Raw genomic sequence first — 25,730 nt, 5'->3', positions numbered from 1 at the left:
GCGGTCGGAGGTCTCAGCCGCCGAGCATGTCCGCTCCGGCTCGGGACTCCTCGGTGATGTGGATGAGCGTCGGGCCCGTCGAGTCCTCCGCCTCGGTGAGTGCCGCCACCAGCGCGTCCTCACCGTCGACGTGGACCCCGCGTGCGCCCATCGCCTGCGCGAGTGCCGGGAAGTCCGGTCCGGTCAGCTTCACCCCGGACGGGGTGTCCCCGCGGTCTTCCATCTCGTTGCGGATCTCCCCGTACCCGCCGTTGTCGACGATGATGAGGCTCAGCCGCACCCGTGCCTGCACGGCTGCGGCGAGTTCGGCGATCGTGAACATCGATCCTCCGTCGCCTTCGACCGCGACGACCCTGGCCTGAGGCGATGCGAGTTTCGCGCCGATGCCGGCGGGCAGTCCGAAGCCGAGCGTTCCCGCCCCGGCCGGGTAGAGGAACCGGTCCCCTGGGCGCGCTTTCCATCCGGTCTGCACCCCGTAATAGCAGGCCATCGTCGAATCCGCCGCTACGATGAGCGGCGAGTCGTCGGCCTCCGCGAACGTCGTGAGTGCGGCCGAGAGTTCGGCCCAGGGTCGACCGTCGGATTCCATCGCCGAGGCGGCCCTGTCCTTCCAGCCGACCGTCCAGTCCCGGGCGGCGGCAGTCGCGGACTCCGTTCGCAGCGCGGCCACCCGTTCGCCCAGCGGCGCGGTCGCAGGCCGCGCGTCGGCGAGGATCGGATGGGTGACGGCCGCGTTCGTGAGCATCTGCACCTCGTCGATGTCGATGCGCACCACGGTGTCGGGCAGCGGCAGGGGGTCCGGCCAGAAGTCGCTGGGCGCCAGTTCCGTACCGATCGCGATGACCGCATCGGCATCGCCCGTGAGTTCCGGGAGCAGTTCGAGGACACCGACGGCGCCGATGGTGGTCTCGGCACGGTCGTCGATGAGCCCCTTCGCGTTCGACGACAGGATGATCCCGGCGCCGAGGCTCAACGCCAGCGCGGCGATCTCCTCACCTGCCCCGTGCGCACCGGCGCCGGCGATGATGAGCGGGCGCTGGGAGCCGGCGATCGCCTCGGCGGCGGTGTCGATCTGTGAGGGCACGGGGGCCGCAAGGCCCCGGGTCACGGACGGATGGAGCCGCCCGGGACCGGTGGTTTCGATGAGGTCGAGCGGGATCTCGATGGCGGCCGGTCGTGTCCGGCCCGAGCGCATCGCCGACAGTGTCTGCCCCACGGCCAGGGACACCTCGCCGGGGCTCGTGACCCGCGTGACCTCGGTGAGGACGGCGGACAGGGCCGCGGACTGGTGGCGCACCTCGTGGAGGAGTCCGTTGCCGCGGCCGGGGTGGGTCAGCGGCATTCCCGGGGTGATGAGGAGGACCGGAACGGAGTCGGTGAAGGACTGCAGCAGGGCGGTGAGCGCGTTGAGCGCTGCCGGCCCGGTGGTCGTGACGATGACCTGCACCTCGCCGGTGACGCGGGCGGCGCCGTCGGCCATGTAGCCCGCACCCTGTTCGTGGCGGGGTGAGACGATGTCGATGCCTGCGGCGCTCAGCTGTGCGAAGATTTCGAGGTTGTGGGTGCCGGGGATCCCGAAGACCCGAGTGATCCCCTCGGCTTCGAGTGCCCGCGCCAGGTGTGCGCCGCCGGTGATGTCCGTCTGTTCCATTCTCATTCCTCGCTGTTCGGGTTCTCTGTGGTCACGACGAGCGCGTCGACGGCCAGGGCGCCGTCCTGGGCGACGCGGACCGGGTTGATTTCGATCTCGGCGATGTCGTTGCTGCCGGCGACGAGCCGTGAGACGGCGACGATGACCTCGGCGAGGCTGTCGATATCGGCGGCGGGACGGCCCCGCCATCCGGTGAGCAGCCGCGAGCAGCTCAGCCGCGAGATCATGCCCAGCGCCTCGGTGTGGGACACCGGGGCGAGTTCGAGCCAGGTATCGGCGAAGAGTTCGGTCTCCGTCCCACCGGCGGCCACGACGACGAGCGGCCCGAAGTTCTCATCCTGCCGACCTCCGACGAGGATCTCGACGACGTGCTCGCGCGTGTCCATCTCCTCGAGGATGTACTCACCCTCGCCGAGGCGGCCCACCATGTCCGCATACGCCGTTTCGACCGCGGGCAGATCGTTCAGACCCAGGGCGATGCCCCCGACTTCGGTCTTGTGCGCCGGCCATCCGGCCTTGAGCGCGAACGGCGGTCTGAGTTCGGAGTCCGGGACCGCCTCGGCGGGTTCACGGGACTCCCCCAGGCTCACGTTTCCCAAGGTCACGGCGGAGGGAACGGGAACTCCGGCGTCCTCGATCACGGCTCGGGCGGCTGCGTATCCGGTGCCCCACGGGGTGATGGGGCCGGTGAGGTCGAGCGATTCGGTGAGTCGTCCGGAGTGGGCGGCGTAGAAGCCGGCGCGGGCGATCACACGCATGGCCGCCTCGATGGAGGTGTAGGCGGGGATGCCGAGTTCCCAGAGTCGGGTGACGGCGGGCGAGGATGCGCTCATCGAGTGGACGATGACGGGTTTCTTCGCCTCGGCGACGAGCTCACCCAATCGGTCGATGACGGACAGCTCACGGTCAAGGAGGTCGGGGATGTCCTCGCCGTAGCAGCCGAAGTATCCGGTCAGGACGACGGCGTCGATGTCCGAGTCGGCCAGCAGCACCTCGGCGAGGTCGGCGTAGACGTCGAGATCCTTCTCCCCTGCCCCGTCGAGGTCGATGGGGTTGTCGAGGTGGTCGGCGTCGGTGAGGACACTGGCGGCACGATCACGAGCGGTCGGTGTCAGCTCGGTGACATGCAGGTCCCAGCTCTCGGCGGTGTCGGCAGCGATCGCTCCCTGCCCGCCCGAGTCGGAGAGCACACCGATGCGACGGCCGTTCGGCAGCCAGGCAGAGGCGAAGAAGCCGGCGAGTTCGACGAGCTGGCCGGGGGTGGTCAGGCGGATGGCGCCGGCGGCCCGGCAGGCGGCATCGACGGTGTCCATGGCCGAGGTCATCGATCCGGTGTGGGACTTCGCGAGCCGGGCACCAGCACTCGAGGATCCAGTGGTCAGGATCATCGTCGGCTTCCCGGCGGCACGCAGCGCCTTGAGCGCTGAGACGAGGGCGGCGCCGCCGGTGAAGGACTCGAGGTAGAGCGCGACCTGGGCGGTCGCGGGGTCGCCGACGAGGGTGGTGAGCACCTCGGCGGCGCGGACGTCGGACTGTCCGCCGATCGAGGCGAATCGGGAGATGCCGAGTCCGCTGCGGGCCGAGAGGGTGGCGATCTCCGTGCCGAGCTGCCCGCTCTGAGTGACCACGGCGAGGCTGCCCGGGGTGAAGTTGCCCCAGGCCAGGAGCAGGTCGGTGCGTGAGTCGACGAGGCCCAAGGAGTTCGGGCCGATGAGGCGCCCTCCGGCTTCGCGGATCGTGGCAGCCAGTGCCTCGGCGTCGGGGACGCGGGCGGAGATGATGAGGAAGGCGCGCACCCCGTTCTCGAGAGCCTCGGCGACGACTCCCGCGACGGTCGGACCGGGCACGGAGATGACGAGCAGCTCCGGGGTCTCCGGCAGGTCTCCCAGACGGGCGAATGTCGGCCTGCCCTGGATCGACGCGGCTTTTGCGTTGATGAGATAGACGCGGCGTCGCTCGGCTCCGCGCAGGGCTCCGGCCGCGAGCCAGAATCCCCATTTGCTGGAATCATTCGATGCTCCGAGGACGGCCACACTGCCGGGGTCGAAGAACGCATCCATGTCGCTAGCTTTCCGACGCCGAGGCGGGAGCGGCGGTGCGATCGGCGAGGTGGTCGAGGTTCGCATCGACTTTCGCCTGCGCTGCCGCACGGGGGCTGATGCCCTGGTCACGTGCGACGGCGAGGACTTCGGTGGTGAGTTCGCGCAGAGTCGTCGTGACGATGGTGCGGCTGTCGTCCCAGCTGCCGTCGACGTCGCCGAAGGTCACCCACCACCACCAGGCATTCGTCGCCGAGTTCGCGAGGAAGTCCGGGACGACGGTGACCCCGCGGGCCAGCAGACGTTCTTCGGCTGTGGGCACAACGGGCATGTTCGCGGCTTCGACGATGAGTGAGGCTTGGATGCGGTCGCAGTTGTCCGGAGTGATCGAGTAACTGACGGCGGCGGGGACGAGGACGTCGGCGTCGGCGGCGAGCCAGTCGTCGCGGTCGCCGTCGTGGTCATCCGGACGCAGAGAGGCCCGGTCGATTCCGCCGAAGTGATCACGGGTCGTCAGCAGGGCTTCGACGTCGAGCCCGGCAGGGTTGTTCACGAACCCGTCGGCGTCGGCGATGCCGACGATCCGCAGTCCCGCCTCGGCGAGGTAGCGGGCGGTCGCTCCGCCCATGGACCCGAAGCCCTGGATGACAGCAGCGGATTCGCTGGGTTCGCGTCCGGCTTCGTCGAGGGCGGCGAGCACCGAGGTGGCCACGCCGAGTCCGCCGACGAGTTCGTCCTGGGAGATGCCGTCGACAACGGTCGAGAAGGCCTCTTCGGCTCGTGCGTCGACGGCGGCCGGATCGTCGACGAGTTTCGCCACGGCCGAGAGCCCGGAACCGAGTTCGCGGCGGGCGAGGATCTCGTCGATATCGTCCTGGCGGACACCGAGGTCCTCGCCGAGGGCCCAGTAGGCGTGCATGATCGGGTTGATGTCGGCGAGGAACCGTTCGAGGACGTCCTTGGCCCCCGGGGCCCGGGGATCGAAGTCGATGCCGCCCTTGGCTCCGCCGACCGGAACGTAGTGACGGCCCTCGCGCAGGTGGATGGCTTCCTTGCGGGTCATGCCCTGGGCGAGTCCGCGGACTTCCTCGAGGGTGCAGCCTCTGCGCATGCGCAGCCCTCCCGAGGCGGTTCCGCGCACGAGGGTGTCGATGACGACATAGCCTGCCGCGCCGGTGACAGGGTCCTGCCACGTGATGTCCATGAACATGGAGCCTCCAGGAAAGAGTCGGGAGCGGAGTGCATCAGACCATTACTGAATCGCGATTCAGTAACGTGCATGTGACCAGTCTCGTCGGACGGCAGCCCCGCGTCAAGACCGCACGCAGCAGCGCGCCACCGGGCAGGGCGGGCGAGCCGGCATTCTCTGGTCGATCCGAGGTGCTCTGAGCGCCCACAACGCCCTGGATCGACCAGACAATCGCCTTCGAACCCCTGCAGAGACTCGCTTGCGAGGCGTTCGAGGGCCGTCCTCCCGAAACGCGGGCGACCTGTCGGTCTCTGTGGTTAAGATCGAGTCATGCCGACAGTCCTCACCACCGGCTCCGGCCGGGCCAACAGCATCGCCGCTGGAATCTCGTCGCGCCTGGCCGCCGATGGCTGGTCGGTCTGCACGAGTGATCGGGATTCCGGTGACTACCCGTGCGACCTGTCATCCGCTCAGGACGCGCAGGAGCTGGTCGACAGAGTGACCAGGGACTATGGCGCGATCGACGGACTTGTCCTCAGCCATGCGCACGATGAAGAGTCCGGGATCCTCGACTCCACCGCCGAGAGCTTTGACCGCAACATGGCAGTGAACGCTCGCGCATCACTGATCCTCATAGCGGCATTCGCACGGCAGATCGGCGAGGAGGGCGGAGCCATCGTCGCGTTCACCAGCGATCATGTCACCGGCAATCTGCACTACGGCGCGTCGAAGGGCGCGCTCGATCGCATTGTCATCTCAGCTGCCCGGGAACTCGGTCCGAAGAAGATCTCTGCGAACGTCGTCGATCCCGGTCCGATCGATACGGGCTGGATGGACGAGGAGACGAGGACCGGGCTGGTGATCGACCCAACAATCGCCCTCAGCCGAGTTCGTGGGCGAGGAAGTCGTCAACCCAGGTCGCCAGCACGTCGGCATCGACGGCGGCGGGATTGACCACCACCTGGATCGCCAGGCCGTCGAGGAAGGCGAGGATCCGAGTCGCACAGGCTTCGGTGCCGCCCTCCGGGGCAGAGCACTCCCCAGCCGCGATGGCTTCGTCCATGAGCCCGATGAGGATCGCCTTCCACTCCTGATCGAGACCGGCGAACGTGGACTTCAGGCCCGAATCGAAGAGCCCGGCCGCCCAGCCGTCGATCCAGATCTTCCAGCTGCGCGAGGACCCGCTGGGCATGTACCAACCGATGACCTCCCGCAGGCGCTGGCGCGCGGCAGCCGATCCGGGAACCGACGCCGACCTGCCGGTGGAGGCGGCCGTCGCGTCCGCAGCGAGCTCACGCGCATGGTCGATGTCCTGGCGACCGGCGAAGTCGAAAGCTTCGGCGACGAGCGCTTCCTTCGTCTCGAAGTGGTAGATGACGAGGCTCGCGCTCAGACTCAGACGTGCCGCGACGTCGGAGACGCGCAGAGTGCGCAGGCCGGAGGAGTCGATCTCCTCGACCGTGGCCGCGAGGATCTCCTCCCGGCGTACGGCTGCGCTCTTCCTCGACATCTCACCGTCTCCCTTCAGATTCCTGCCGACCGGCATCCCACGGCCGCAACCCTGACCCCACGGACGCGATCAGGGCAGTTCGACCTCGGCGGCGGGACCGACCAAAGCCAGCGCCTTGGGCCGAGACAACAGGCGCCCGGCCATCTCGCTGACGTCCTCGGCTGTGACCGAACGGACGCGTTCGATGAGATCCATCGGCGATTCGAGCGGCAGACCGAAGATCTCGGACCGGGCGAGGCGGTTCATACGCGCCGCCGACGATTCGAGTCCGAGCACCATCGACCCCGACAGCTGGGAGACGATCTCGTCGAGTTCGAACCGGCTCGGCGCCTCCTGCGCCAAACGGTCCCATTCGTTCAAGGCCAGATCGACGACGGCCTGAGCGTTCTCGGCGGTGCAGCCGGCGTAGATTCCGAATGTCCCCGTGTCAGTGAATTGGCTGGCCACACAGTTCACGGCATAGGCCAGCCCACGCTCCTCGCGCACGCTCTGGAACAGTCGCGAGGACATTCCGCCGCCGAGCATCGTGAGCATGACCGAGTAGATGAACCGGTCGTCGTGGCCTTCTTCCAGGCCTTCGCAGCCGAGCATGATGCCCAGCTGTTCGATGTCCTTGACGGTGTGCGACTGTCCGGAATGGAACTGCGGACGCACCCGGGACGCACCGGCCAGGTGCGCTCCCCTCTCCACCGAGCCCGCGCCGTGAGCACCATTCTCCGCACCCGACCACACATCGGCACGGGACCCGAGCCCAGCCTCGGCGAGGGCGTCCTCAACCATAGCGAGGACTTCCTCATGGGTCGCCCCACCCGCGGCAGCGATGACCAGACGAGGCGGAATATACGTCGACTGGTAGTGGTCGATGACCGTGTGATGGCCGAGCACGCGGATCTGGTCCTTCGTCGCACCCACGGGCCGAGCCAGCGAATGCGAGCCGAAGACCAGGGAGTCGAAGTCGTCGAAGAGGACGTCCCCGGGATCATCGGCGGACATCGCGAGCTCTTCGATGATGACTCCGCGCTCGCGCTCGAACTCCTCGTTCTCGAGCTGGGCGTTCGAGACCATATCGACGAGCAGCCCCGTGATGTCCGGCAGATCCGTCACCAGACACCTGGAGTAATAGCAGGTGAGCTCCTTCGCGGTGATCGCGTTCGAGTCCCCGCCCGTGCGGTCGAAGGCCGCGGCGATGGTCTTCGCGTCGCGGCTGCCGGTGCCCTTGAACAGCATGTGTTCGAGGAAATGCGTCGACCCGGCGGTCTCGGCGGATTCGTCACGGGACCCGGCGGCGACCCAGATGCCGATCGTCTCCGAGGCCAGGCCCGGCATGTGTTCGGTGGTCAGCGTCAAACCACCGGGGAGGACAGACCGATCGATTCGGCTGCCCTCCCCGGTGTGCGAACTACTCAGTATCAGTTGTCTGATCCCTCTTCGTCCGTGTTCTCGTCTTCGTCGGTGACCGGAGCCAGCGAGAGCTTGCCGCGGTCATCGATCTTCGTGATCTCGACCTGGACCTTCTGGCCCACGCCGACGACGTCTTCGACGTCCTCGACACGCTTGCCGTCGTTGAGCTTACGCAGCTCGGAGATGTGCAGCAGGCCGTCCTTGCCCGGGGTCAGGGAGACGAATGCGCCGAAGCTCATCGTCTTGACCACGGTGCCCAGGTAGCGTTCGCCGACCTCGGGGACCTGCGGGTTCGCGATCGCGTTGATCATCGAGCGGGCGGCCTCGGCGGCCGGTCCGTCGGTGGCCCCGATGAGGACGGTTCCGTCGTCTTCGATGCTGATGTCCGCGCCGGTGTCCTCCTGGATCTGGTTGATCATCTTGCCCTTGGGCCCGATGACCTCACCGATCTTGTCGACGGGGATGTTCACGGAGATGATCCGCGGTGCCGTCGGTGCCATCTCGGCCGGGGTGTCGATGGCCTCAGCGATGACGTCGAGGATGACCATGCGGGCTTCACGAGCCTGCTTGAGTGCGGCACCGAGCACCGAGGCGGGAAGGCCGTCGAGCTTGGTGTCGAGCTGGATCGCGGTGATGAAGTCACGCGTACCGGCGACCTTGAAGTCCATATCGCCGAAGGCGTCTTCGGCGCCGAGGATGTCGGTCAGAGCCGCGTAGGCGGTCTGCTCGCCCTGGTCGGTGGAGATGACGTCGGAGACGAGTCCCATGGCGATGCCGGCGACGGGCGCCTGCAGGGGCACACCGGCTGAGAGCATGGCCAGCGTCGAAGCGCAGACCGAGCCCATCGAGGTCGAACCGTTCGAGCCGAGAGCCTCGGAGACCTCACGGATCGCGTACGGGAAGTCCTCGCGCTTGGGCAGAACGGGCACGAGGGCGCGTTCGGCGAGCGCGCCGTGGCCGATCTCGCGGCGCTTCGGGCTGCCCACACGACCGGTCTCACCGACCGAATAGGGCGGGAAGTTGTAGTGGTGCATGTAGCGCTTCGAGGTCTCGGGTGAGAGCGAGTCGATCGTCTGCTCGAGCTTGAGCATATTCAGCGTGGTGACACCCAGGATCTGGGTCTCGCCGCGCTCGAAGATGGCCGAACCGTGCACGCGCGGGATGACGTTCGTCTCGGCGGTGAGCGGACGGATGTCCTTGAGCCCGCGACCGTCGATGCGGACCTGATCGGTGAGGATGCGCTTGCGCACGACCTGCTTGGTCAGCGCGTTGAGCGCGTTCGCGATCTCCTTCTCACGGCCTTCGAAGCGCTCCCCGAGCTTGTCGAAGAGTTCGCCCAGGAGCACCTCACCGGCGGCTTCGCGCTCCTGCTTGTCAGCGATCCTGAAGTTCTCGGTCTGCTTCGCCTCGGCGAGTTCCCTGACGGCGTCGAAGACGTCATCTTCGAAGTCGCGGAAGACGGGGAATTCGACGGTCGGCTTCGCGGCGCGGTCGGCGAGTTCGGACTGCGCACGGCAGAGCTCGGCGATGAACGGCTTCGCAGCTTCGAGACCTTCGGAGACGACCTCCTCGGTGGGGGCCTGAGCGCCGGTCTTGATCTTGTCGATGGCGTTGTCGGTGGCTTCGGCCTCAACCATCATGATGGCGACGTCGTCACCGACCACGCGACCGGCGACGACCATGTTGAACACGGCGTCCTCGAGCTGCGAGTGGTTCGGGAAGGCGACCCACTGGCCGTCGATGAGCGCGATGCGCACACCGCCGATGGGGCCGGAGAACGGCAGACCCGACAGCTGGGTCGACATCGACGCGGCGTTGATGGCCAGGGCGTCGTAGATGTGGTCGGGGTTGACCGACATCACGGTGACGACGACCTGGACCTCGTTGCGCAGGCCCTTGACGAAGGACGGGCGCAGCGGGCGGTCGATGAGGCGGCAGGTGAGGATCGCGTCGGTCGAGGGGCGTCCCTCGCGGCGGAAGAACGAGCCGGGGATGCGGCCGGCTGCGTACATGCGCTCTTCGACGTCGACGGTCAGGGGGAAGAAGTCGAAGCCCTCACGGGGGTTCTTTCCGGCCGAGGTGGCCGAGAACAGCATGGTGTCGTCGTCGAGGTAGGCAACGGCGGAGCCGGCGGCCTGCTGGGCCAGCCGACCGGTTTCGAAGCGAATGGTGTGTTTGCCGAAGCTGCCGTTGTCGATATGGGCAACGGCGGATTCAGGGTTGAGTCCCACGTAGTCTCCTATGTTGTGCCGGCACGCGGTGGTCTGTGGTGCGCAGGTGCTTGTCCTCAACGCATGAGTGAACGCGCTGCCGCAGGCGGTGTGCCCTCGGCAGTGCGAGACCCCGCGCCGTTCCGGCGGGATATTGGCTCGGACATCCCATGGATCCAAGCCGGTCATCGATCGGGGCCCACGGAACCGGCGCGAAGCGCTCATTCCTCCGGAGGCCACTACCGAAGACCGAAACGTCCACGGCATGGTTGTCCGTTACGAAGTCTACCGCAGAAGCACAGAAGCGCCCCACCCGAAGGTGGGACGCTTTGCGTGACAGCTGCGCGGACGTCGAATCAGCGGCGCAGACCGAGGCGCTTGATGAGCGAACGGTAACGCTCGATGTCGACCTTCTGCAGGTACTTGAGCATGCGGCGACGCTGACCGACGAGGAGCAGCAGGCCACGACGCGAGTGGTGATCCTGCTTGTGATCCTTGAAGTGCTCGGTCAGATCGGAGATCCGGCGGGTCAGCAGTGCAACCTGAACCTCGGGAGAACCGGTGTCACCCTCATGAGTTGCATATTCCTTGATGATCTCTTGCTTCACAGCGGTGTCGAGAGCCATGGAGTTCTCCTTCGTGTCGTTGCGCGGCGCAGGGACCTGAAGTCTCTGCACTATGGGACCGCGGCCGGTGAAAACGGCAGAGATCAGCTTATCAGGTGTGCAGGACTTCGCGCACATCGGCGATGTCCTCATGCATCTGCACGATGAGGTCATCCATCCCGGTGAACGCGACCTGGCCGCGGATGCGGGAGACGAATTCGAGAGTCATCTCACGGTCGTAGACATCGAATTCGCCGAACTCCTTGTCGAGCACGTACGCCTCGACCCGTCGGATCTGTCCCTGGAAGGTCGGGTTCGTACCGACTGAGATCGCCGCCGGGTATGACTGGTCCTCACCGGAGAACGTGGCCCATCCGGCGTAGACGCCGTCGGCGGGGACGAGCCCTTCGTGGTCGTCGGAGAGGTTCGCAGTGGGGAACCCGAGGTCGCGTCCGCGGGCATCGCCGTGGACGACGGTGCCGTGGAGTGCGTGGTAGCGCCCGAGCTGGTCGGCCGCCTCGGCGACGTCGCCTGCAGTGATCTGTTCGCGGATCCGCGAGGACGAATACCGTCCCCCGCGTCCGACCTCATCGATCGTCTCGGTCCGGAAACCGTATGTCTCGCCGAGGCGGCGCAGAGTCTCGATGGAGCCTTCGTTGTCCTTGCCGAAGCGGACGTCATCGCCGACGACGACGATCTTCGCGCGCAGGGCTTCGACGAAGTATCTGCGGACGAATTCCTCGGCCGACTGTGCGGCGAAGCCGAGATCGTAGGGCTGGATGAGGAGGCCGTCGATTCCCGTGGCGGCGATGAGTTCGGCGCGCTGCCGGGTCGAGGTGATCATCACGGTCGGGTCCTCGGCGCGGTGGACCGTGCGCGGGTGCGGATCGAACGTCATCGCGATCGAGCGCAGGCCCTCCTGCCTGGCCAGGGCGGCGACGGTGGTCAGCACCGTCTGGTGGCCGCGGTGCACGCCGTCGAAGTTGCCGAGGGTGACGACGGTGCCGACAGCATCGACCTCGACCTCACCGAGTCCGTGATACAGCTCCACCAGACATTCGCTCCTTCCGTGCACCGATTCAGATTATCGCAGAGATCTTCCGCCTCCTAACCCGCACCTCGCCGAGGCGGCCCTGCCCGACCGTGACCGTGCAGTCACCGTGGCGATGAGGCGGGAACGGCGTGAGGCCGACGCGAGAGGAGGCGGTCAGGACACGATCGCCCAGCCGATGACTCCGAGGAGGGAGGCCAGGGCGATCGAGACGAAGGTGCCGATGATGAACCGCTCTCCCGCGGCCGCCGAGGATTTGATCTCGGCGAAGCGTCCGAGCCCCTTGACCGCGATGACCACGGCCATGAGTTCGGGTCGGCCGAGCACGATGGCTCCGGCGATGAGTGCGCGTTCGACGATGCCGATCCACAGTCCGCCGCGCAGGACTTCGATGTCTTCGGCTCCGGTGCGTGCGGGCTTGGTCCCCGGTCCCGTATGGGTCAGACGGAGGAAGAGCGGGACGAGCGGCCAGCCGATGAGCGCCGCGGCGACTGCGGCGGCGACGGCGACGAGGACCTCAGTCCACATGCTCGGCTCCTTCCGACTGGGCGGCGTCGTGCCGGGCGAGGTGATGTCGGGCCAGGCGTTCGGCTCCAGCGACGAGATCGGCAGGACCGGCCGCCAGCACTCGGGAGACTGCCTGCTGAGAGACGTCGAATTCTGCAGCGATCTGGGCCTGAGTGGCATCGGGATCATCGAGGCGGAAGCCGACGTAGCCGCGGGAGTGGCTGCGCAGCTCGCCGAGGGTGCTGACGAGCAGGCGCAGAGCCGCCTCGGCCAGGACGCGGTGCTCGCCGTCCGGGTCGGCATTGACGACGAGGTGGGCGGGTGCGGATTTCGCCGTTTCGACCGCCTGACGGGCAGCATAGAACGCCGCTCCCCTGCCCTCGGTGGTCGCCTCGGGCAGCGGCCGCTCGACCTCGCCGATGCCGATGCCGATATGCCAGTCGGAGTCGATGCCGATTCTGCGCACTGCCTCGGCGACGGCCTCGGGGTCGTCGAGGACTCCTTGGACCTCGTCGCCGATGGTGCGGGCGAAGGGAACGACCGTGGTGATCGGGGACAGCGCGTCGAGGACTCGGGGCACCGCGTCGGCGTTCGACCGCGAATCCTGCTGGTCGAGGGTCAAGACGAACATAGGACAAGTAGATCAGATGCCGTCGTCTGGCACAAGAGTTTCGGTTGTAATTCATGATTACAACTAATTATCTTGTCACGGTGGATCAGTCGACGGCGTGGGTCGGCCGACGGCGGCGTGGGACGGCTGAAGACGGTGTGAGTCGGCCGAAGTCGGCGCGGGTCGACTGGTCGGCCTCCGTCGTAACCGGCTCAGGCGAGGTCGATGGCGAAGGCCGTGAGGGATTTGAGTCCGCCGCCCCGGCGCACCTCGGCCACAGAGACGAGGGCGTCGTCGCAGACCACGGCGACTTCGCGGCTCTCCGAGTCCGCCCCGCCGGACTCGGCGCTCCAGTCGGCGCCGCCGGAATCGGCACTCCAGTCCGTCCCGCCGGAATCGGCACTCCAGTCGGCGGCGGCCACCGTCTTGCCCTGCATGAGCGCTGTGGCCTGTTCGGCCCCGACGGTGACGACGGGCAGCAGGGTGCGGGCCGCCTCGGCGAGGGAGATGAGGTCGGGCGCGGGAACGTCGAGGTCCTCGGGCAGGGTCACGGCCCGGTCGATGTGGAATTCTCCGACGCGGGTCCGCCGCAGCGCAGTGAGGTGACCGAAGACGCCGAGGTCGGTGCCGATATCGCGGGCCAGGGCGCGCACATAGGTGCCGGACGAGCAGTCGACCTCGACATCGACGTCGATGTGACCGTCGTCGGCGGAGAAGCGGATGTCGATGATCTCGAAGGCCGAGACCTCGACGCGACGGGCCTTGAGCTCGACGTCCTCACCGGCGCGAACGCGGGCGTAGGAGCGCTTGCCGTCGACCTTGATCGCCGAGACGGCGCTGGGCACCTGGTCGATGGGACCGCGCAGCTCGGCCACGGCGGCCTCGATGGCCGCGGGGTCGACGCGGGCGAGATCGGCCGGATCAGCGAAGCGATCGGGCTCGGAATCGGCATCATCCGTCGGGGTCGATGATCCCAGACGGACGGTAGCGAAATAGGTCTTCGAGACCCCGGTGATATAGGTGAGCAGCTTGGTGCCGCGGCCGAGGCCGAGCACGAGGACGCCCGTGGCCATCGGATCGAGAGTGCCAGCGTGGCCGACCTTCTTCGTTCCGAACCAGCGGCGGATGCGGGAGACGACGCCGTGGGAGCTCAGTCCCTGCGGTTTATCGCAGACGAGGACGCCCTGCGGGGAAGGATCGCTCACTGAGGCCGGCGATCAGTTGAAGGACGCGTGCACGTGGTCGAAGTGGTTGGCGGTCGCGTCTCCGCGGTCCTCCATACCCTTCCAACCCTGGCCGGGCATCCAGATGCGCTGCTTCCAGATCACGTACTTGACGTTGAGGGAACCCTGGTTCTGGATGAGGTAGTCGGCGATGCGGTCGCCGGTGGCGCCGGTGATCATGATGTCGACGGCTTCACCGGTGTTGTGATCCGAGCCGGTGCCGGGGCGGCGTCCGCCGAAGGTCTTGACCTCGGGGAACTTCGCGCACACGGCGCGGTAGCCGTTGACGGCGTTCGGCAGCAGACCGGACTCGATCGAGGAGGACACGCTGCACGGCGGAGCCGAGGTGTCCGAGGAGGTGCCTTCGTCCGAGGAGGACTTCTCATCGGAGGACGAGTCGCTGTCGCCCTTCTCCGGGGAGGCCGACGATTCGGCGGTCGGCTCGGGCTTCGGCGGCGCCTTGACCTCGAGAGTGGTCTTCGAGGACTTGTTCTTGTACTTCGGGTCGTCCTTGACCTTCTCCAGGTACTCTTCGCCGGCCTTCTTGCGCTCGGCGTCGAGCTCCTTCTGGCTCACGGTCGAGGATGTGTTCGACTCCTCGGGTGTCGTCGATGCGGCTTCGGTGGTGACATTGCCGGACTCGGGCGGTCCCATGACGACGGTCGAACCGACGACGGCGGCGGTCGCGGCGGCAGGAACGGCGATCGCGGCGACGACGGGACGCTGCTTGACGGTCGCCAGCACGGAAGTCGCCGTGGACGGCGCATTCGCTGCGCGCCGGCCGGCGGGGCGGTTGCCGGGAGCCAGATCCCGGATCAGCTGCTTCGCGAACGACGGCTTCGGTGAGGAGTGCTTACCCAATGCAGAATTCCCTTAACAGAGTCGTAATCATTTCGTTACCGCAAAAAGTCTACGACATCTCGGAAAGATAACAAAACTGTTACGAGAACTTTTTTCCGGACGTGACGAAGCTCAACTCGGGCCTTATGCCGCCGATCGGTGGCACTCCCCCGATGACCAGGGGCGATGCGATGAGCGCCGCGATGAGAGGCTCAGTCTTCGTCGGCGTCGTCGTTGTTCTTGTACGGGTCCGACTCGCCCGCATGTTCCGCGTTCTTGGCCAATCCGGCCACGCGAGCATCGTCGGCGGCGGCCTGAGCGAGCAGTCCGTCGAGACGGGCGGCTGCCTCGGGGACGGCATCGGCGATGAATTCGAGGCTCGGGGTCAGACGGATCGTCAGTCCCTTGCCGACCTCGGAGCGGATGAAGCCCTTGGCCGATTCGAGGGCATGACCGGTGCCGACGAGGTCCTGGTCGTCGCCGTACACGGTGTAGAAGATGGTGGCGTGCTGCAGATCACCGGTCACGCGCACGTCGGTGACGGTGACGAAGCCGAGGCGCGGATCCTTGAGCTTGCGCTCGATGGTGCTGGCGACGATGACCTTGATCTGGTCGGCGATCTTGCGGGCCCGTGTCGAGTCTGCCATGGTGCTTGTCCTTCTGTTCGGGGCCGGAACAACTCTTCCGGCCCTATGTTAGCTGTGGAATCGAACCGGCTCCGGTCGGTCCCCGTCCGGGGGCCGACCGGAGCCTTCGACTCACGTGGCGAGTCCCATCCGAATCCTCGGGTGCGCTGGTGCGCTCGAAGTCATCGGGGTGACTCGTCGGAAGCGACCGTTCAGTCGCGCGGCTTCTCCTGCATCTCGAAGGTCTCGATGATGTCGCCGACACGCAGGTCGTTGAACTTGCCGAGTCCGATACCGCACTCGTAGCCTTCGCGGACCTCGGTCGCATCGTCCTTGAACCGGCGCAGCGATTCGATGTGGACGTTGTCGCCGATGACGATTCCGTCGCGGGTGACGCGAGCGGTCGAGTTCCGCTTGATGTGGCCGTCGCGGACGATCGAACCGGCGATGTTGCCGAACTTCGACGAGCGGAAGACCTCGCGGATCTCCGCGGTGCCGGTCTGGACCTCTTCGTACTCGGGCTTGAGCATGCCCTTGAGCGAGCTCTCGATGTCGTCGATCGCCTGGTAGATGACCGAGTAGTAGCGGACGTCGACGCCTTCGCGGTCTGCCAGGTCGCGAGCCTTCGCTTCCGGACGGACGTTGAAGCCGAGGACGATCGCGTTGTCGACCGTGGCCAGGTTGATGTCGTTCTCCGTGATCGCTCCGACGCCGCGGTGGATGATCCGCAGGTCGACGTCGTCGCCCACATCGATCTTGAGCAGCGAATCCTCGAGCGCTTCGACAGCACCGGAGACGTCACCCTTGAGGATGAGGTTGAGCATGTCGACCTTGCCCTCGGCCAGAGCCTTCGTGAAGTCCTCGAGGCTGATGCGCTTGCGACCGCGAGCCTGAGCGGCGTTGCGCTCGATGGCGTCACGCTTCTCAGCGATCTGACGGGCCGTGCGATCGTCATCGGTTGAGATGAACGAGTCACCGGCGCGGGGCACTGAAGACAGACCGAGCACCTGGACCGGGCGTGAGGGTCCGGCTTCCTCGACGAGGTTGCCGTTCTCATCGAACATCGCACGCACACGTCCGTAGGCGGTGCCGCAGACGATGGCATCGCCCTGACGGAGGGAGCCGGACTCGACGAGGACCGTGGCGACCGCACCGCGGCCCTTGTCGAGCTTGGCCTCGATCGCGATGCCGCGAGCGGACTTGTCGGGGTTCGCCCGCAGATCCAGGGCCGCATCGGTGGTCAGCAGGACGGACTCGAGCAGCTGGTCGATGCCCTCGCGCTTGAGTGCGGAGATGGGCACGAACATCGTTTCGCCGCCGTATTCTTCGGCCACGAGGTTGTATTCGGTCAGCTGCTGCATGACCTTGGCGGGGTTGGCGCCTTCCTTATCGATCTTGTTCACGGCCACGACGATCGGCACTTCGGCCGCCTGAGCGTGGTTGAGAGCTTCGATCGTCTGCGGCATGACGCCGTCGTCGGCGGCGACCACGAGGATCGCGAGGTCCGTCGACTTCGCACCGCGGGCACGCATGGCAGTGAATGCCTCGTGACCAGGGGTGTCGAGGAAGGTGAGCTTGCGCTCCTGGCCCTCGTGGTCGACCTCGACCTGGTAGGCACCTATGTGCTGAGTGATTCCGCCGGCTTCGCGGGAGGCGACATTGGCCGAACGGATCGCATCGAGCAGCTTGGTCTTACCGTGGTCGACGTGACCCATGACGGTGATGACCGGCGGACGTGCCTGCAGGTCCTCATCGTCCTCCTCTGCGGCTTCGGCGTCGAGGTCGATGTCGAAGGTCTCGAGCAGCTCGCGGTCTTCGTCTTCGGGCGAGACGATCTCGATCTTGTAGCCGAGCTCCTCGCCGAGGACCTCGAAGGTCGCCTCGTCGAGGGACTGGGTGATCGTGGCCATCTCACCGAGGTGGAAGAGCACGGTCACGAGGTTCGTCGGATCGGTGTTGATCTTCTCGGCGAAGTCGGCCAATGAGGAGCCGCGACGCAGACGCAGCGGCGTGGTGCCGTCTCCGCGCGGAACGCTGACGCCGCCGACCGACGGAGCCTGCATCTGCTCGAGCTCTGCGCGCTTCGCCCGCTTCGACTTGCGTCCCTTCTGACGGGGACCGCCGCCGCGGCCGAATGCACCCTGCGTGCTTCCGCGACCGCGACCTGAACCGCGACCACCGGGACCGCCGCCGGGCCCACGACGAGGACCGCCGGGAGCGCCGCCCGGTGCACCGGGTGCGCCGCCGGGGGCATTTCCGCGTCCGCCGCCGCGACCGCGGCCGGGAGCGGGTTTGTTCAGCGCCGAGTTCTTCAGCATCGACGGGTTGGGGCGAGGTGCGCCCGGGCGAGGTGCCGGACGGGGACCGCCCGAGGAGTCCTCTCCTGCGCCGCGCTGCTTCTGGCCGGGCTTCGGCATTCCCTGCGAAGGAGCGAACGGGTTGTTGCCGGGGCGTCCGCCCTGGCCACCCTGACCGCCCTGGCCGCCGGGACGACCGCCGGACTTGGATCCGCGGCCGGGCTTCGGCATTCCCTGGGAGGAAGCGAACGGGTTGTTGCCGGGCCGTGCAGCTCCACGACCGCCTGGCTTCGGCGCACCGGGTTTGGGCGCGCCCGGCTTCGGTGCACCCGGCTTGGGTGCGGCAGACGGCTTCGGTGCACCGGGCTTCGGCGCCGAGGAGGCAGCCGGCTTGGTCTCGGCTGCGGGGGCCTCGGTCGGCTCTGCGGTCTTCGGAGCGGCCGGCTTGGCGCCGGGCTTCGGAGCGGATTTCGCAGCGGGGGCGGTATCCTCGGCGGGGGCCGATTCTGCGGATCCGGCAGGCTTCGCAGCACCCGGCTTGGCCGCCGACTTCGCAGCTGGTTTGGGTGCGGGCTTCGCACCGGGCTTCGGGGCTCCGGGCTTCGCGGCCGGCTTGGCGGCCTTCTTCGCGCCACCGGCGGACTTCTTCTCGCCATCGGCGGGAGCGGAATCGGCGAATGCCTCCTTCACACGACGCACGACGGGCGCTTCGAGCGTCGAAGAGGCGGAGCGAACGAATTCGCCCATGTCCTGGAGCTTTTCGAGGACGTTCTTACTTGTTGTGCCGAGCTCTTTCGCGAGCTCATGGACACGGGGCTTTGCCACAGTTCTCCTGTCCGGGTTCTTTCCCGGTCAGGAAAGAACCTCATCAATGAAGAGCAGTTCTCATTTCACTGCTCTCTCGAATTCCGTTTGGGTGTCATCGTGCGACACTCACAACTTGTCATCCATTCGGCTACCCGTTCTCTTTGGGTTCGGTGTCCGGCCTCGGGAGGTCCGAGGCGGTGATCTTCGTTCGAAAGGATCGAGCGAAGGCGGCAGTGGTCAGGGCCTTGTTCAGGCACTTCTCATCAGGGTGCGCCCAAGCACCACGTCCCGGCAGTGTCGCTGACACATCGTGGACGACGGCGGGGCGCTGATCGGGGCGGAACACGAAGCGTGTCAGCTCGTCCCGACCGGCCTTCTGCCTACAGGCGATGCACGTCCTTACGGGTCCATCACCAACATTCACAATGAATGATTCTACAGCACCGGCAACCCCGCTCGCGCCAAGGGGGCCAGTGGTGCGGATCACTGCGAAAGGCTACTCGCCTGCGACGATGTCGATCTTCCAGCCGGTGAGCTTCGCTGCCAGGCGCGCGTTCTGCCCTTCCTTGCCGATGGCCAGGGAGAGCTGGTCGATGGGGACGACGGCGCGCGACTCCTGGGCGGCGGCGTCGAGGATCTCGATGCTCTTGGCCTTGGCCGGGGACAGCGCGTGGGTGATGAACTTCGCCGGGTCGTCGGAGTAGTCGACGATGTCGATCTTCTCCTGGCCGAGTTCGTTCATCACTGCGCGCACGCGCGAGCCGAGTTCGCCGATGCATGAGCCTTTGGCGTTGACTCCGGGCTTCGTGGCGCGCACGGCGAGTTTCGTGCGGTGGCCGGCCTCGCGGGCCAGGGATACGATCTCGACGGTGCCGTCGGCGATCTCCGGGGCCTCATGGGCGAAGAGCCTGCGCACGAGGTTCGGGTGGGTGCGGGAGACGGTGACCGAGGTGCCCTTCGTTCCCTTGTGGACATCGGCGATGTAGACGCGCAGGCGGGTGCCATGGGCGTAGGTCTCGCCGGGGACCTGTTCGTGCGGGGGCAGCACTGCTTCGACATCGCCGAGGTCGACCTGGACCATCTGCGGGTCCCGGCTCTGCTGGATGATGCCCGAGACGATCTCGCCCTCGCGGCCCTTGAATGTGCCGAGCAGCGTCTCGTCCTCGACGTCGCGCAGCCGCTGGTGGATGACCTGCCGGGCGGTCTGGGCGGCGATGCGGCCGAAACCGGTGGGGGTGTCGTCGAATTCGCCGATCGGGTTGTCGTCGTTGTCGAACTCCACGGCGAGGATGCGCACCTCACCCGTGGACTTGTCGAGTTCGGCGCGGGCGTCGGGCCATGCCCCTTCGGTCTTCTGGTAGGCGAGGAAGAGCGCCTGTTCGATGAGTTCGATGAGGGTTTCCAGCGGAATCTCACGCTCTCGTTCGATCACGCGCAGAACATTGAGGTCGATGTCCATGTCTAAGTCCTCTCCGGCTCAATCGAGCATTGAATTGTCTGTGTTCACTTATGCAGGCGTCACAGTCTATCCCAGTCCGCGCCCGCATTCTGTCTCCGATGGGGCTCTTCACCGCCGGCGAAGCGTGAGTTCTGCCTCAGCGGAACTTCAGTTCCACCTGGGCCCTGCGGATATCGCCGAGGTCGACCGTCTTCGGCTCCTTGCGCTGGGGGTCGGTGCCCGTGATCGAACTCTCCCCCACCTCGGCGAGGTCGAGCTTGAAGGTGTCCTTCTTCGTGGTGATCTCCAGGCGGCGGCCGATGACACGTCGGAAGTGGCGTGGGGTCTCGAGTTTCCGGGTGGCGCCGGGGCTCGTGACCTCGAGCTGGTAGGGCTTGTCCCGGAAGATCTCGACCTCGTCGAGGGCGTCGCCGACGATCTTCGTCGATTCGGCGATCTTCTCCATCGACATCGGGTCGGTGCTCGATTCGTCGAGGTCGACGACGACGGTGAGCGTGCGCCGCGGTCCGGCCGCTACCGCCTTGACGGTCTCGAGGTGGAATCCCGCGTCCTGCAGGGGCGGGGCGAGCAGGCCCTTGATCCGCTCGACGTCTTCGTCCATTTCTCCTCCATATCTCCAGCCTCTCCCCTCGCCGAGGTGGGGCGAGGGGTCCGACGCACCGTGCACCTGCGCGGTCGCCTTGTTCTCACCCACCCTAAGCGACAGCCGCCGTCGAGGTTAAGCCTTCGCCCCAATCGGTGAGGTGTCCGAGTCTCGTGCTGCGGCAGGTCGGGCGCCCCTCGGCGATCGCTCGGGCGTTCCTCGGCGATCGCTCGGGCGTTCCTCGGCGACGACCGGGCATTCCTCGGCGACGACCGGGCATTCCTCGGCGACGACCGGGCATCCGATAGGATTGCCGTATGCGTTTTCCCGTCAGTCGCCGCGGCCTTCTGACTGCCGGCGTCGGCGGGTTGAGTCTGGGTCTGCTCACCGCCTGCGGCCTGCGACTCGATCAGGATCCCGAGATCCCCACGCTGGATTCGACCCGGCAGCTGCGCAATCGTCTGGCCCGCATCCTCGACTCCACCTCTCCTGGTCCAGGCGACCCCGAAACCGCTGGTGAGGACCTCGCCGATGTCGTTGCGGCGGTCGGACCAGTTTGGAATCCGCCGACCGAGTTCGCCACCGAAGCACCCCCGATCGAAGAGGAACGCACCTTCGTCCAGGCCGCCGAGGTCGCGTCCCGAGCCGTCTTCGAAGCCTCGTCGTCCCTGGGATCGGGGCTCATTCCCATCCTGGCCGACGCGGCGACGGGTCTGGCTCTGATCGCCGGGACGACGAAGCCGGAGATCATCACCACAGCCGACGACCTCATCCGCACCGGCCGCGACCAGATGGACCAGGACGGGGACCGGAGGCAGACGACTCAGGACTCGAAGCAGGACGTCGACGATGAGGACCAGGACGATCGCGCCGAGGTCTTCAATGCGATCCTCAACCAGTCCCGGGCGGCCGCGTACGGCTATGAGCGCCTGGCTGTGAACTTCGACGCGAAGTCGCGCGAACGCAAGGGGGCGCTAGCGCGGCTCGAGTCTCTGGGTGCCCTGTCCGGGGAGATGCTGGAACTCCTCGGAGAGGACGCGGCCGATCCGGCCGCCTCGGCGTGGAAGCTCGACCCCACACCGACGGATGCGGAATCCGCGAAGGACCTCGCCCTCTCCCTCGAGGACGGCGTCGCCTCCGCGCTTCTGCCCTGGTTGGAGGCGGACGCCTCGGCGATTCTGCGACTGTGGGAATCGGCTCGGACCCGAACGGTCTTCGCCGATCCGCAGCCGCTGCGCTTCACCTATGACGAACCCGGGCAGGCGGAGGTGCAGGAGTGAAGGTTCCACCGGTTCTCTATCGTGCGACGCGCGAGATCATCGGCGAATTCCGCACCGATTCGTGGGTCGCGGCGCTCGACTATATGGCCAACGAGCTCCTCGACCGGTGGAAGCTGCGCTTCGACGATGTGCCGGGGGCGCCGTGGGCCGGGTGCGAGTCGCTGGTGATTCCGGTGCTCACTCAGGAGAACTATCAGGGTGTGCTGCGGTTCGCCGCTCCCACCTCGGCGCATACGGCCGCGCATGCGCAGGTGCTGCGGGCACTGACGATGTGGAACGGGCACGGCGCGGTCCGGGTCATCCGCGATGATCGCAGTTTCCGGGTCACTCTGCAGGAGCGGCTGCGCACTAAGGACAATCTGTCCGTGTTGGCCCTGGCCGACGTGCCGCCGGTGTGGGGTGCCCTGCAGCGGTCCTTGGAGATTCCGGCGACCTCGGAGTTCCTGCGGGTCCAGGATGTCGTGGCCGGGTGGCTGAACTCGTTCGATGCCGATGCCGCGCTGCTGACCGGGTGGTCGGAGGCGGGTCCGCACGATTCGCTGCTGCTGTCGTTCGCCCGCAATTGGATGCGGACTCTGGCGTCTTCGGAGGAGAACTGGCTCATCCACGCCGACCTGCACTACTACAACATCCTCGCCGGCAATCCCGATCCGACGGGCATTTCGACGTGGAAGGCCATCGACCCGCAGCCCTTGGCCGGTCCGACCGCGTACACGCTGGCTCCGGTGCTGTGGAACCGCTTGGCCGAGATCCCGTCGGATCATCCGCAGGCGCAGGCGGCGTGGCTGCGGGGTTTCGCCACCGATCTGGCACTGTGTGCCGGGGTCGATCCGCAGTACGGGATGGGCGCGACCGTGGCCCGGGAGATCACGAACATGTTCTGGTACCTGCGCGCGGCCTCCGGCGGTTCGACCTCGAGCCTGGCCGATGCCGCCCGCTCACTGTGGGTGGCCCGCGCTCTGTCCGGCGCCGACGTCGCCGGAGTCAACGCCCACGCCCTCAAACCCATAGGCTGACCTCTTATTGCTACCTGACGGCGGCCCAGCAACCTTGCGCGAGGTTGCTGCGCCGCCGTCAGGTAGCAGTTAGTGGATGAGGCTGGAGATGACGTCGTATCCGAGTTTGAGGATCATCGCGGAGACGACGATGACGAAGATGACGCGGACGAACCCGGAGCCCTTCGCCAGCGCGGTGCGGGCGCCGACGATTCCGCCTGCGACGTTGCCGACGGCCACCACGATGCCCAGCAGCCACACGACCTGACCGTCGGGGACGAAGTAGACGAGCGCTCCGAAGTTCGTGGCCCAGTTGATGACCTTGGCCGTGGCCGAGGCCTGCAGGAACGAGAATCCGATGATCGAGACGAAGGCGATGACGAGGAACGATCCCGTCCCCGGCCCGAGCACGCCGTCGTAGATGCCGATGACGAGCCCGATCAGCCATGACAGCGCATGGTGACGTTTCGAGGTCTCCCCGAAACGCAGAGTGGCATCGGCACCGAGGCTGGGGTTGAGCACGGTGAAGATCCCGACCCCGATGAGCGCCAGCAGGATGATCGGGGTGAAGGCCTCGCTCGGCACCAAGGTCGCGAGCTTCGCTCCGAGCACGGCACCGAGGAACGCCGAGGCCGCGGCCGGGATCGTCGCCGACCGGTCCGGGGTGATCTTACGCAGGTAGGTGATCGCCGAGGCGGTCGTGCCCGCAATCGAGCCGATCTTGTTCGTCGCGACCGCTTGGACGGGGCTCATCCCCGGCACCAGCAGCAGCGCGGGCAGCTGGATCAGTCCGCCCCCGCCGACGACGGCGTCGATCCACCCGGCCAGGAGTCCTGCGGCGAGCAGCCACAGAACCATCGTCCAGGTGACGTCGATGCCTCCGGCGAGGGCTTCGAACACCGAGGCGGCTCAGGCGTTCTCGTCGGCGCTGATCGCCGCATCGGCTGCGGCTGCGGCCTCGGCGTACGCCTGACGGACGCGTGCCACGGTGGCGGGGACCACCTCTGCGACGGGCTGGTCGGACTTCTCGCCGGCCAGACGGTCACGCACCTCGACGACGCCGTCGGCCAGACCGCGGCCGACGACGATGACGCTGGGGATGCCGATGAGCTCGGCATCGGCGAACTTGAATCCGGGCGAGACCTTGTTCCGGTCATCGAGGAGGACGCTGATGCCGTCGGACTCGAGTTCGGCCGTCATCTTCTCGGCCGCCTCGGCGATCTCTTCGCCCTTGCCGGCGACGATGATGTGCACATCGGCCGGGGCCAGATGCTGCGGCCACAGGAGCCCGTCCTCGGAATGGTATTCCTCGGCGATGCAGGCCATGACGCGGGTGACGCCGAGGCCATAGGAGCCCATGGTCACGGTCTGGGCCTTGCCGTTCTGATCGAGCACCTTGAGCTCGAGGGATTCGGCGTACTTGCGACCGAGCTTGAAGATCTGACCGATCTCGACACCGCGGGCCAGCTCCAGCGGACCGGAACCGTCCGGGGCCGGGTCGCCGAGGACGACCTGGGCGGCTTCGATCGTGCCGTCGGCGGCGAAGTCCCGTCCGGCGACGAGGTCGAAGACGTGGCGACCCGGCTCGTTGGCTCCGGTGATCCAGCGGGTGCCGTCGACGACGCGGGGGTCGAGGAGGTAGCGGATCTTCGACGGCGATTCGAGGCCGAGCACGGGGCTGTCGAGGTCGTTGCCGGGCCCGATGTATCCCTTGACGAGCTCGGGATGAGCGGCGAGGTCCTCAGCAGTCGCGGCTTCGAGGTCGACCTCGCCGTCGCCGAGCATTCCGGTGCCGGCGGCACGGTCGAGGTCGACCTCGCGGTCGCCGGGCAGGCCGATGACGATGATCTCGCGAGTGCCGTCGGGGTGGGTGACGGCGCAGACGACGTTCTTCAGGGTGTCCGCGGCCGTCCATTCGCGATCGGCGCGCGGATGGTCCGCGTTCGCAGCCGCCACGAGGGTCTCGATGGTCGGGGTGTCAGGGGTGTCCTCGACATGCGCGGCAGGCGACTGCGAGTACGGGATCGCCTCGGGCACGATCGAGGTCACGGCCTCGACGTTCGCGGCGTATCCGCCCGGGGACCGGACGAAGGTGTCCTCTCCGACCTCGGAGGGGTAGATGAACTCCTCGGTTCCGGAGCCGCCCATGGCACCCGGGGTCGCCTTGACCGGCAGGCACGGCAGGCCGAGGCGGGCGAAGGCGCGCAGGTAGGCCACGCGCATGGCCTCGTACGAGGCGTCGAGACCGGCGTCGTCGATGTCGAAGGAGTAGGCGTCCTTCATGATGAATTCGCGTCCGCGCAGCAGACCGGCGCGGGGGCGGGCCTCGTCGCGGTACTTCGTCTGGATCTGGTAGATCGACAGCGGCAGGTCTTTGTACGAGGAGTAGAGGTCCTTGACCAGGAGGGTGAAGACCTCCTCATGGGTGGGGGCGAGGATGTAGTCGTTCTCGCGGCGGTCACGCAGGTGGAAGAGGTCGGGTCCGAAGGCTTCCCAGCGGCCGGACTTCTTGTACGGATCGGCGGGCAGCAGGCCCGGGAAGTGGACTTCCTGGGAGCCGGCGAGCGCCATCTCTTCGCGCACGATGGCTTCGATCTTGCCGAGCACGGCCAGACCCAGCGGCAGCCACGTGTAGATTCCCGGTGCTGACCTGCGGATGTATCCGGCGCGGTGCAGCAGTCTGTGGCTGGCCACCTCGGCGCCGACCGGGTCCTCCTTCTGGGTTCGCACGAACAGGGACGACATGCGCAGGGCCATGGGTAAAACTCCTCAACTTGTCAAGACTCAGATCGAACACTATCGCACGCGGACGAAGCGGAGGGAATCCGTGCGGGCGCGGATTCGTCA

At 67.0% G+C, this 25,730-nt stretch carries 22 protein-coding genes; 3 read left to right on the top strand and 19 right to left on the bottom strand.

The genetic code is table 11. The features are described 5' to 3' along the window. Positions 1-13 precede the first annotated feature (13 nt). The 3 genes from GUY37_RS06690 to GUY37_RS06680 are packed head-to-tail and all read right to left on the bottom strand — an operon-like array spanning position 14 to position 4,900. Entirely contained in the window at positions 14-1,651 is a 1,638-nt protein-coding gene (locus GUY37_RS06690; protein WP_228278403.1) for a thiamine pyrophosphate-dependent enzyme, read from the bottom strand. A 2-nt stretch (positions 1,652-1,653) separates the two neighbouring features. Then, positions 1,654-3,711: an acetate--CoA ligase family protein gene (locus GUY37_RS06685; protein WP_166823695.1), complete on the bottom strand. Its 2,058-nt coding sequence runs from the start codon at positions 3,709-3,711 to the stop codon at positions 1,654-1,656. 4 nt (positions 3,712-3,715) lie between these two features. Then, positions 3,716-4,900 (bottom strand): Glu/Leu/Phe/Val dehydrogenase dimerization domain-containing protein, encoded by a 1,185-nt coding sequence (locus GUY37_RS06680; RefSeq protein WP_166823694.1) that lies wholly within the window; start codon positions 4,898-4,900, stop codon positions 3,716-3,718. A gap of 309 nt (positions 4,901-5,209) precedes the next feature. Here GUY37_RS06680 and GUY37_RS06675 point away from each other — a divergent pair, with 309 nt between their 5' ends. After that, entirely contained in the window at positions 5,210-5,833 is a 624-nt protein-coding gene (locus GUY37_RS06675; protein ID WP_166823692.1) for an SDR family NAD(P)-dependent oxidoreductase, read from the top strand. On the opposite strand, the gene GUY37_RS06670 is transcribed toward GUY37_RS06675, so the two are convergent. The 14 genes from GUY37_RS06670 to GUY37_RS06605 all read right to left on the bottom strand — a co-directional run bounded on the left by GUY37_RS06670 (position 5,760) and on the right by GUY37_RS06605 (position 20,626). Next, entirely contained in the window at positions 5,760-6,389 is a 630-nt protein-coding gene (locus GUY37_RS06670) for a TetR/AcrR family transcriptional regulator (RefSeq protein WP_166823690.1), read from the bottom strand. The genes GUY37_RS06675 and GUY37_RS06670 overlap by 74 nt on opposite strands. A 69-nt stretch (positions 6,390-6,458) precedes the next feature. Further along, a complete protein-coding gene (locus GUY37_RS06665) occupies positions 6,459-7,736 on the bottom strand; it encodes a M16 family metallopeptidase (protein WP_228278402.1) in 1,278 nt (425 codons plus the stop codon). 62 nt (positions 7,737-7,798) lie between these two features. Then, the gene (locus GUY37_RS06660; RefSeq protein WP_166823687.1) at positions 7,799-10,021 is read right to left on the bottom strand and encodes a polyribonucleotide nucleotidyltransferase; all 2,223 of its coding nucleotides are present in this window, start codon (positions 10,019-10,021) and stop codon (positions 7,799-7,801) included. 335 nt (positions 10,022-10,356) lie between these two features. Further along, positions 10,357-10,626, bottom strand: coding sequence for a 30S ribosomal protein S15 (gene rpsO, locus GUY37_RS06655; RefSeq protein ID WP_166823684.1), 270 nt, complete (start codon positions 10,624-10,626; stop codon positions 10,357-10,359). Positions 10,627-10,717: 91 nt separating this feature from the next. Further along, on the bottom strand, positions 10,718-11,656 hold the full coding sequence (locus GUY37_RS06650) for a bifunctional riboflavin kinase/FAD synthetase (protein ID WP_166823681.1): 939 nt from the start codon (positions 11,654-11,656) through the stop codon (positions 10,718-10,720). Between the two features lie 156 nt (positions 11,657-11,812). Beyond that, positions 11,813-12,184, bottom strand: coding sequence for a hypothetical protein (locus tag GUY37_RS06645; protein WP_166823679.1), 372 nt, complete (start codon positions 12,182-12,184; stop codon positions 11,813-11,815). Further along, entirely contained in the window at positions 12,174-12,794 is a 621-nt protein-coding gene (locus tag GUY37_RS06640) for a hypothetical protein (protein WP_166823676.1), read from the bottom strand. The genes GUY37_RS06645 and GUY37_RS06640 overlap by 11 nt, the downstream gene beginning before the upstream one ends. 191 nt (positions 12,795-12,985) lie before the next feature. After that, positions 12,986-13,978: a tRNA pseudouridine(55) synthase TruB gene (gene truB / locus GUY37_RS06635; protein ID WP_166823674.1), complete on the bottom strand. Its 993-nt coding sequence runs from the start codon at positions 13,976-13,978 to the stop codon at positions 12,986-12,988. Positions 13,979-13,990: 12 nt separating this feature from the next. Beyond that, on the bottom strand, positions 13,991-14,857 hold the full coding sequence (locus tag GUY37_RS06630) for a ligand-binding protein SH3 (protein ID WP_166823671.1): 867 nt from the start codon (positions 14,855-14,857) through the stop codon (positions 13,991-13,993). 191 nt (positions 14,858-15,048) lie between these two features. Continuing rightward, positions 15,049-15,483, bottom strand: a complete 435-nt coding sequence (gene rbfA / locus GUY37_RS06625) for a 30S ribosome-binding factor RbfA (RefSeq protein WP_166823668.1) — start codon at positions 15,481-15,483, stop codon at positions 15,049-15,051. 191 nt (positions 15,484-15,674) lie between these two features. Beyond that, a complete protein-coding gene (gene infB / locus GUY37_RS06620; protein ID WP_166823665.1) occupies positions 15,675-18,584 on the bottom strand; it encodes a translation initiation factor IF-2 in 2,910 nt (969 codons plus the stop codon). Positions 18,585-18,714: 130 nt separating this feature from the next. After that, complete coding sequence (locus GUY37_RS06615; protein ID WP_166829470.1) at positions 18,715-18,990, bottom strand: YlxR family protein; 276 nt, start codon at positions 18,988-18,990, stop codon at positions 18,715-18,717. 72 nt (positions 18,991-19,062) lie between these two features. After that, the gene (gene nusA, locus GUY37_RS06610) at positions 19,063-20,025 is read right to left on the bottom strand and encodes a transcription termination factor NusA (protein WP_166823662.1); all 963 of its coding nucleotides are present in this window, start codon (positions 20,023-20,025) and stop codon (positions 19,063-19,065) included. A gap of 136 nt (positions 20,026-20,161) precedes the next feature. Next, entirely contained in the window at positions 20,162-20,626 is a 465-nt protein-coding gene (locus tag GUY37_RS06605) for a ribosome maturation factor RimP (RefSeq protein WP_166823660.1), read from the bottom strand. 299 nt (positions 20,627-20,925) lie between these two features. Here GUY37_RS06605 and GUY37_RS06600 point away from each other — a divergent pair, with 299 nt between their 5' ends. Both GUY37_RS06600 and GUY37_RS06595 read left to right on the top strand, forming a co-directional pair. Beyond that, on the top strand, positions 20,926-21,888 hold the full coding sequence (locus tag GUY37_RS06600; protein WP_166823657.1) for a hypothetical protein: 963 nt from the start codon (positions 20,926-20,928) through the stop codon (positions 21,886-21,888). Next, positions 21,885-22,904 (top strand): aminoglycoside phosphotransferase family protein, encoded by a 1,020-nt coding sequence (locus tag GUY37_RS06595; RefSeq protein WP_166823654.1) that lies wholly within the window; start codon positions 21,885-21,887, stop codon positions 22,902-22,904. The genes GUY37_RS06600 and GUY37_RS06595 overlap by 4 nt, the downstream gene beginning before the upstream one ends. Positions 22,905-22,973: 69 nt before the next feature. Here the strand turns inward: GUY37_RS06595 and GUY37_RS06590 are convergent, their stop codons facing one another. Together GUY37_RS06590 and GUY37_RS06585 are read right to left on the bottom strand one after the other, a co-directional pair. Then, positions 22,974-23,783, bottom strand: a complete 810-nt coding sequence (locus GUY37_RS06590; protein WP_228278401.1) for a TSUP family transporter — start codon at positions 23,781-23,783, stop codon at positions 22,974-22,976. A gap of 9 nt (positions 23,784-23,792) precedes the next feature. Further along, the gene (locus tag GUY37_RS06585) at positions 23,793-25,640 is read right to left on the bottom strand and encodes a proline--tRNA ligase (RefSeq protein WP_166823651.1); all 1,848 of its coding nucleotides are present in this window, start codon (positions 25,638-25,640) and stop codon (positions 23,793-23,795) included. Positions 25,641-25,730: the final 90 nt, after the last annotated feature.

This window comes from Brevibacterium limosum (genome assembly GCF_011617705.1).
Lineage (GTDB): Bacteria > Actinomycetota > Actinomycetes > Actinomycetales > Brevibacteriaceae > Brevibacterium > Brevibacterium limosum.
This window is presented reverse-complemented; position numbering and strand designations above follow the sequence as displayed.

What these genes read in the sequence shown, in the direction of transcription:
- GUY37_RS06675 (WP_166823692.1), top strand. Translation starts at nt 5,210, where the DNA reads ATGCCGACAGTCCTCACCACCGGCTCCGGCCGGGCCAACAGCATCGCC.
- GUY37_RS06600 (WP_166823657.1), top strand. Translation starts at nt 20,926, where the DNA reads ATGCGTTTTCCCGTCAGTCGCCGCGGCCTTCTGACTGCCGGCGTCGGC.
- GUY37_RS06690 (WP_228278403.1), bottom strand. Translation starts at nt 1,651, where the DNA reads ATGGAACAGACGGACATCACCGGCGGCGCACACCTGGCGCGGGCACTC.
- GUY37_RS06685 (WP_166823695.1), bottom strand. Translation starts at nt 3,711, where the DNA reads ATGGATGCGTTCTTCGACCCCGGCAGTGTGGCCGTCCTCGGAGCATCG.
- GUY37_RS06645 (WP_166823679.1), bottom strand. Translation starts at nt 12,184, where the DNA reads ATGTGGACTGAGGTCCTCGTCGCCGTCGCCGCCGCAGTCGCCGCGGCG.
- GUY37_RS06585 (WP_166823651.1), bottom strand. Translation starts at nt 25,640, where the DNA reads ATGGCCCTGCGCATGTCGTCCCTGTTCGTGCGAACCCAGAAGGAGGAC.
- GUY37_RS06640 (WP_166823676.1), bottom strand. Translation starts at nt 12,794, where the DNA reads ATGTTCGTCTTGACCCTCGACCAGCAGGATTCGCGGTCGAACGCCGAC.
- GUY37_RS06680 (WP_166823694.1), bottom strand. Translation starts at nt 4,900, where the DNA reads ATGTTCATGGACATCACGTGGCAGGACCCTGTCACCGGCGCGGCAGGC.
- GUY37_RS06605 (WP_166823660.1), bottom strand. Translation starts at nt 20,626, where the DNA reads ATGGACGAAGACGTCGAGCGGATCAAGGGCCTGCTCGCCCCGCCCCTG.
- nusA (WP_166823662.1), bottom strand. Translation starts at nt 20,025, where the DNA reads ATGGACATCGACCTCAATGTTCTGCGCGTGATCGAACGAGAGCGTGAG.
- rpsO (WP_166823684.1), bottom strand. Translation starts at nt 10,626, where the DNA reads ATGGCTCTCGACACCGCTGTGAAGCAAGAGATCATCAAGGAATATGCA.
- rbfA (WP_166823668.1), bottom strand. Translation starts at nt 15,483, where the DNA reads ATGGCAGACTCGACACGGGCCCGCAAGATCGCCGACCAGATCAAGGTC.
- GUY37_RS06670 (WP_166823690.1), bottom strand. Translation starts at nt 6,389, where the DNA reads ATGTCGAGGAAGAGCGCAGCCGTACGCCGGGAGGAGATCCTCGCGGCC.